A 288-nucleotide genomic window follows, 5' to 3' on the forward strand; every position below is an offset into this window, starting at 1 on the left:
ATGCTATTCTACTTGGCCGCTAAGCCTAAGGCGGGGATCGGAGTCGAACCGACGATTAAGGTTTTGCAGACCTCTGCCTTACCACTTGGCTACACCGCCACGATTATTCTTTTCTGCCCTTCGGCTAGGGCGGTATGTGGGAATCGAACCCACGAATGCTGGATCCACAAACCAGTGTGTTAACCACTTCACCAATACCGCCATATTCTGTTAACAGGGATAGTAGGAATTGAACCCACACCGACGGTTTTGGAGACCGTAGTTCTACCTTTAAACTATATCCCTATT

The 288-nt window shown here is 48.6% G+C and carries 3 tRNA genes; all 3 read right to left on the reverse strand.

From position 1 onward, the window contains the following. Window positions 1–28: 28 nt before the first annotated feature. The 3 genes from ACLUXO_RS10365 to ACLUXO_RS10375 all read right to left on the reverse strand — a co-directional run bounded on the left by ACLUXO_RS10365 (window position 29) and on the right by ACLUXO_RS10375 (window position 285). Window positions 29–99: transfer RNA gene (locus ACLUXO_RS10365), tRNA-Cys, on the reverse strand. Between the two features lie 29 nt (window positions 100–128). Further along, window positions 129–201, reverse strand: a tRNA-His gene (locus ACLUXO_RS10370). A 13-nt stretch (window positions 202–214) separates the two neighbouring features. Next, window positions 215–285 (reverse strand) — tRNA-Trp (locus ACLUXO_RS10375). Between the last annotated feature and the right edge of the window lie 3 nt (window positions 286–288).

It is taken from the genome of Lactobacillus delbrueckii subsp. bulgaricus, assembly GCF_046938665.1.
Lineage (GTDB): Bacteria > Bacillota > Bacilli > Lactobacillales > Lactobacillaceae > Lactobacillus > Lactobacillus delbrueckii_C.